Origin of the sequence: Microcystis sp. LSC13-02 (assembly GCA_002282935.1) — a bacterium.
Lineage (GTDB): Bacteria > Cyanobacteriota > Cyanobacteriia > Cyanobacteriales > Microcystaceae > Microcystis.
Genome location: MTBT01000057.1, coordinates 1 through 5,262, shown reverse-complemented (window position 1 = coordinate 5,262; position 5,262 = coordinate 1). Strand labels below are relative to the sequence as shown.

The following is a 5,262-nucleotide window of genomic DNA, read 5'->3' as shown; positions in this document are numbered from 1 at the left end:
CCGGTGCGGAACCCCGCAAGGGAAAGAAGCAGAAACCTAAATCGTGAGGTTTGGGAATCACCGTCCGTTTTACGGCGGTGAGGATGTCAACCCTTAACCCCCCAAATGAGGATTGCCAAATTAATTATCTCGATCGTCGCTCGGCTGTTGACCGGGGCAATTTTCTATCAACCGACAGGAGAGAAAATTATCGCCCTTACTATCGATGATCTACCCACTCCCAACGATCCGGAAGGAAAATCCACCGATCGCATTTTAGCAGCGATCGCCGCTCATAATCGAGAAAAAGCCAGCCCCGTCAAGGCGACTTTTTTTCTGATCACGGGACACCTGCAACCGAACTCCACCTTGATTGAGCGTCTAATCGCCCAAGGTCACGAAATCGCTAATCACGGCAGCCAAGATCTCCGCACCAGTCAACTGGCTGCCGACGCTTTTGCCAGTCAGTTTCGGGAAGCTCACGATATTTTAAGTCGTCTTGCCGGTCAAGCGCCGCGCTGGTATCGTCCCGGTCAAGCCTTCTATAATCAATCTATGCGCTCTTTTTTGGGGAAATTCCCTGGCTACGAGTCCCGATTTGCCCTCGCTTCCATGATCCCTTTAGATACCAGAAAAGGAACGAATCATCCTCAATTTACCACTTGGTATATCTCGCAATTTATTTTCCCTGGGGCGATTTTAGTGCTTCACGGTGGGTCCCCCGAAAGAGATGAGAATACGGCGATCGTACTGAAGAATTTATTAGCTAAATTACACGATCGAGGTTATCAGGTGGTGACTCTCAGCCAATTAGTTGATCACAAACGTTATTAGGTGACATTTTCTAGGAATTAAGGACAAGAAAAGATCGCCAATTTAAAAAAAGAAAGAAGTTTTATTTGAGAATTTCTGCCTTCTTCTTGTCAAAAATATTATCTATAATTTTCATTTTCTCTAGGTAAATTGGGTTGATGATAATTGATTAACTATTGAGGGGATTATTTTGATTCCTCTATTTTCTTGCGCCTAAATAGGGCTTGCTGAATAATGGTAAAACCCTTTTAAAATAAAGCTTTTGACCTGTTAAAGTCCGATGTTAGTGCAACAAGGGCAACAAAGCCTGAAACTCCTGACTCCTGACTCCTGACTCCTGACTCCTACCCCCACCGAAAAACTTTTTCAGCAGACCCTAAATACACTAATATTGACATTCTCTAATCCGTACTACGAAAAGTATTGCCTAAAAAATACGGATGTTTATTGCCAGAGTGATTGCCCTTGGCTATAAATTTACATAATACTACTATGCTACTTAGTGAAGTGCGGAATGTGGGTCTTAACTAAGAAAAGGTGCGATATCGATGGGGAACCAATCCCCATCTAATACTTGTTCGAGAGTGAATATAGACTCTAGGGGAATAGCATTTTTATCGACAATTCTCCCATCAATTAGGGTTTGTCTCGCGTCCGAATAGGCCTCTGCGAAGGAATTGATGGCATGATTTTTCAGCGTTGGGGTTTTCATCTTTTTTTGCAGTTGCACTCGAAAAGTGGCGATTTCTCCTAGCCAATGACGCGCGTTTCGTTCTCTTTCCGCTGTCCAATAACTCAGTTTTAAAAGATGAATTAATAGTTGAGTTAATAAACTTTCTACGGCCTGGCGCTCACTTTTTCCCATCCATTCGACTTCCTCGATCAGATTTTCCCAGTCCACCCTGTCAAACTCTTTTCGCTTTAACAGTTCGGCGGTTTTTTCTGTCCAGAGAACAAAATCTTCCTCGTAGAGAACGGAGAGCGATGGCGGGGTTTGTGCGGTCATAATAGATTTCTGGCGTTGCTGATTTGTGATAGGAATCTTCTTGTGTGGGGTTTTTAAAACCTAGAGCCAAACTAGCTTTCTAGCTCTTGCCTTCTGTCTTTCCTAACCAAGAAGTTAATTTCATCCTATTACTTATTGATACCTTGAGTCAGTAAGGCCAGCAGCAGAAAAATTAATTCTGACTTAAAAATAAACTGGGCAATCCGATAAGATTATCTTGCTTAAAAAAGATCGAATTTTGTTGTCGCAATTTACCGATTAATCTTGTTACTGTTACTCTGGTAGTGCCGATGGCGCTGGCAATTTGAGCGTGAGTTAGGGGATAGGGAAGATAATAGCCTTCCACACAGGGTTGACCGTATTCTTCCAATAATAGAACCAAGAACCCCATTAATCGATCGAGGGAGCGTTTTTGACCGAGAATACTCAACCAAAATAACTTACGCTGGTATTGATGGCGAAAAGTTTCCATAACAGCCGATCGCAATTGCGGCCATTTTTCTAGATCTTCCCAGTATAACCAGACTAACTCGGTTTGGTCTAGATGAGCTTGGGCTTGTAATTGAAAGGGAAATTGAGAAAAAATCTCAAAGGGTTGACCTGCACCCACAAAACCGAGAAATACTTCCTCGCTATCGGCAATAGATAGTTTACGGGGGGATTTTTGGTCGATAACGTTAACTTGTGCCTTGCCAACAATACGAATCGCCCCAGATTCCACAAAGTATAACAGTCCGGGGCGCGTGGCTACTCTTTCATCTTTGGCAAAGGTATGGTTACGATAATGGGATTTTGCCCAATTAAAGATTTCTGTTTCTTGACCGATTAAGGGGATAAAATCCGACGAAGGAACCGAAGAAGACATTAAAATTAATAACCCACTGGGGCGTTGAGGGAACTGTAAACTAATGTAACAAAAAATTTCTGCGATTGGGGGGGGTCTTGTGGCTGCTAGATGGTTATTGGTCAATAATTCCTAAAAGTCGCGGAGATTGAGCAGATAGGAGAATTATTAAGTATTCTTGGCAGTATCCCCGCCCCAATGTTACAAAAGCTAGATAATTGCTTTATCTATTCTTAACTTTTTCTCGCTTTTCTGGGGACTATGGCTTAGGATAGGATGCGTAACTATAATTTTCTATCCGATGATAAATGATAGATGATAGTTGATAGATAACTTAAATTTATACTTTTCCTTAAAAACTTCGGTCAAACTTGTATGAATAGCATTAGACAAAAAGTTGAATCCCTCTTGAATCAATTACCCGATGATTGTTCAATTGAAGATATTCAGTATCATTTATACGTTCTGGAGAAGGTGCGTCAAAGTTTGAACGCTGCCTCTCTAGAGAATACAATCCCCCAAGAAGAAGTTGAGGGTCTTTTAAACAAATGGCTGATCGAGTGAATTATCGCCTTGTCTGGTCGCCCAAAGCAATTGAAGACGTGGATGCGATCGCATCTTATATTAGTCGGGATTCCCCTTCCTACGCGGCGGCCGTCGTGCGCCGAATTCTTGATATCAGCTATTCTTTAGAAAATTGTCCCCTAGAAGCGAAAAAATGCGCCGAATTTAGCGATGATACCATCCGAGAAAAGTCTGCCTACTCCTATCGTCTGATCTATCAAATTCAAGGGTCAGTAGTTATTATAGCGGCGATCGTCCATAGTAAGCATTTCTTGGATTGATCTAGTCAGTGATCAGTTATCAGTGATCAGTTATCAGTGATCAGATTTGAGTTTTCAGTTCACAAGGGCCGAATCTAAAACCAAATTTGTTAAGCTAAAAGCCTGAATCTACTCAGTTTCTAACCTTCTTTTTAGGTAGGAGAATTGCCAGATTCTTTCTTGGAGCCTATTGCCTGTTGCCTATTGCCTTCAGTTCACTGATTACTGTTTACTGTTTACTGATCACTGAAAAGTCCCCCACCCCCTAATTTTGAGCCTAATTCCCGCTTAATCCGGTTGAGAATCGAGGTTTCATCGAGGGAATCGAGAATACTGGCTACCACTGCCTTCGGGCCATCGGGCCCCCAAGTGGCCCCATTAGCGAGATAGGTTTTCGTCACTTGGCCGATCGCGTAACAGGATACACCGGCGACTCCCGCTTGAGTTAGGGCGATCGAAGTATAGGGAAGGAGAGAAATGCCGCCAGTGGCAGGAATCGAGAGGCCAAGCAGTCCTTTTAGGGAACTTAAGCCCAAAACCGCTAAAAATTCGCTGGCACTAATGCCTCCCATATTGAGGGCAATTTTTTGTAAAAGAGCGATCGCCCCCTGACGAGTTAAATCGATGCCGTATAAGCGAGAAAGAGCGAGAATCATGGCTAGATCGATAACTGCTCCCGTAAACAGATCCAACACCGTCACCGGATTAAGAGCGATCGCCGATGCTTTGATCATCACTGCTTTTTGAATCAATTGATTAGCACCGCGATCACGGATAGCCATTTTGCGGGCGACAATTTGCTCGTTTACCTCGTCCGCATACAGCATAGAATTGAGTGCTACCAGCGATTTACCCTCTCGCTCTAGAATTTCCAAAATTTTGAGTTTCAGGGCTTCTATCTGGGGTCTTCCTCGAAATCGTTGCGTTTTTAGCCGTCCATCCTGCCCTTTAACCATCTCCGCCAGGAGGGGAGAGGCCGCCACCATAACAATCTCATCGGGGGAGAGTAATTCTTTCACCCGTTCTGAGGCGATTTTCTCATAGATAGCGAGGCGATCGACTTCGGGATACTGATCGATTTTATTAAAGACCAAAATCATCGGTTTTCCCGCTTCCCGCAACTTGGCCAGGGCGGAAAATTCCACTTTGGTCATATCACCGGAGATGATAAAAAGGATTAAATCCACCTGTTGCGCCACCTGACAGGCGAGAATTTCCCTCGTTTGCCCATCTACCTCATCAATACCGGGAGTATCAAGCAATTGCACCTGAGCATTACCATGGCCGTTCAGGGTCAGACGCGCTAGATTGGGGAAAGTATCATCGCTGCTTAACTGCCAATTTACCCCTTTAATGGTGCGGGTAACTCCGTGTAGAGGACCGGTTGTAAAGATTTCTTGACCGACCAGAGCATTTAAAATCGAGGATTTTCCCCGGCCCACCAGACCAAAAGCGGCAATTTGAATCAGGGATCGATCGAGTTTTTCCAGCAGTCCCACTAGGCGCTCAATCTCCGCTTCTAGACCAATTTTCTCGATCGAGGTAAGATCCAGACGCTCAACAAGTTTGCTCAGAGAATTGCGCGCCTGATTATAGTTGAGTTCTTCTTGAATAGTGCCGACACCTCGAAGCGCTTGTTCTAGGTCTTCGGTATTCCAAGCTCGATCGAGGAACGGGTCAAAGGTCATTTCAGTTATCAGTTATCAGTTATCGAAAATTTGGGTTAAAACCCCGTCGTTTTACGACGGCTTTTCTTGATCTTTAATATAGCACTTAAGAACTTCCAGGGTTGCACC

The 5,262-nt window shown here is 43.9% G+C and carries 6 protein-coding genes; 3 read left to right on the top strand and 3 right to left on the bottom strand.

The window, feature by feature from the left end; genetic code table 11:
• Positions 1 to 105: 105 nt before the first annotated feature.
• Entirely contained in the window at positions 106 to 813 is a 708-nt protein-coding gene (locus BGL89_RS03335) for a polysaccharide deacetylase family protein (protein WP_286824437.1), read from the top strand.
• Between the two features lie 502 nt (positions 814 to 1,315).
• Here the strand turns inward: BGL89_RS03335 and BGL89_RS03330 are convergent.
• Both BGL89_RS03330 and BGL89_RS03325 read right to left on the bottom strand, forming a co-directional pair.
• The gene (locus tag BGL89_RS03330) at positions 1,316 to 1,798 is read right to left on the bottom strand and encodes a DUF29 domain-containing protein (RefSeq protein WP_286824436.1); all 483 of its coding nucleotides are present in this window, start codon (positions 1,796 to 1,798) and stop codon (positions 1,316 to 1,318) included.
• A 172-nt stretch (positions 1,799 to 1,970) separates the two neighbouring features.
• Complete coding sequence (locus tag BGL89_RS03325) at positions 1,971 to 2,663, bottom strand: Crp/Fnr family transcriptional regulator (RefSeq protein WP_286824435.1); 693 nt, start codon at positions 2,661 to 2,663, stop codon at positions 1,971 to 1,973.
• A gap of 354 nt (positions 2,664 to 3,017) precedes the next feature.
• On the opposite strand from BGL89_RS03325, the gene BGL89_RS03320 reads away from it, so the two are divergent.
• Together BGL89_RS03320 and BGL89_RS03315 are read left to right on the top strand one after the other, a co-directional pair.
• On the top strand, positions 3,018 to 3,206 hold the full coding sequence (locus tag BGL89_RS03320; protein WP_002737442.1) for a hypothetical protein: 189 nt from the start codon (positions 3,018 to 3,020) through the stop codon (positions 3,204 to 3,206).
• On the top strand, positions 3,191 to 3,487 hold the full coding sequence (locus BGL89_RS03315) for a type II toxin-antitoxin system RelE/ParE family toxin (RefSeq protein ID WP_286824434.1): 297 nt from the start codon (positions 3,191 to 3,193) through the stop codon (positions 3,485 to 3,487). The genes BGL89_RS03320 and BGL89_RS03315 overlap by 16 nt, the downstream gene beginning before the upstream one ends.
• A 215-nt stretch (positions 3,488 to 3,702) precedes the next feature.
• Here BGL89_RS03315 and BGL89_RS03310 read toward each other — a convergent pair whose 3' ends face one another.
• Complete coding sequence (locus tag BGL89_RS03310) at positions 3,703 to 5,154, bottom strand: GTP-binding protein (protein ID WP_286824433.1); 1,452 nt, start codon at positions 5,152 to 5,154, stop codon at positions 3,703 to 3,705.
• Positions 5,155 to 5,262: the final 108 nt, after the last annotated feature.

Coding starts and splice junctions, on each gene's coding strand:
- BGL89_RS03335 (WP_286824437.1), top strand. CDS start 106: ATGAGGATTGCCAAATTAATTATCTCGATCGTCGCTCGGCTGTTGACC.
- BGL89_RS03330 (WP_286824436.1), bottom strand. CDS start 1,798: ATGACCGCACAAACCCCGCCATCGCTCTCCGTTCTCTACGAGGAAGAT.
- BGL89_RS03325 (WP_286824435.1), bottom strand. CDS start 2,663: ATGTCTTCTTCGGTTCCTTCGTCGGATTTTATCCCCTTAATCGGTCAA.
- BGL89_RS03320 (WP_002737442.1), top strand. CDS start 3,018: ATGAATAGCATTAGACAAAAAGTTGAATCCCTCTTGAATCAATTACCC.
- BGL89_RS03315 (WP_286824434.1), top strand. CDS start 3,191: ATGGCTGATCGAGTGAATTATCGCCTTGTCTGGTCGCCCAAAGCAATT.
- BGL89_RS03310 (WP_286824433.1), bottom strand. CDS start 5,154: ATGACCTTTGACCCGTTCCTCGATCGAGCTTGGAATACCGAAGACCTA.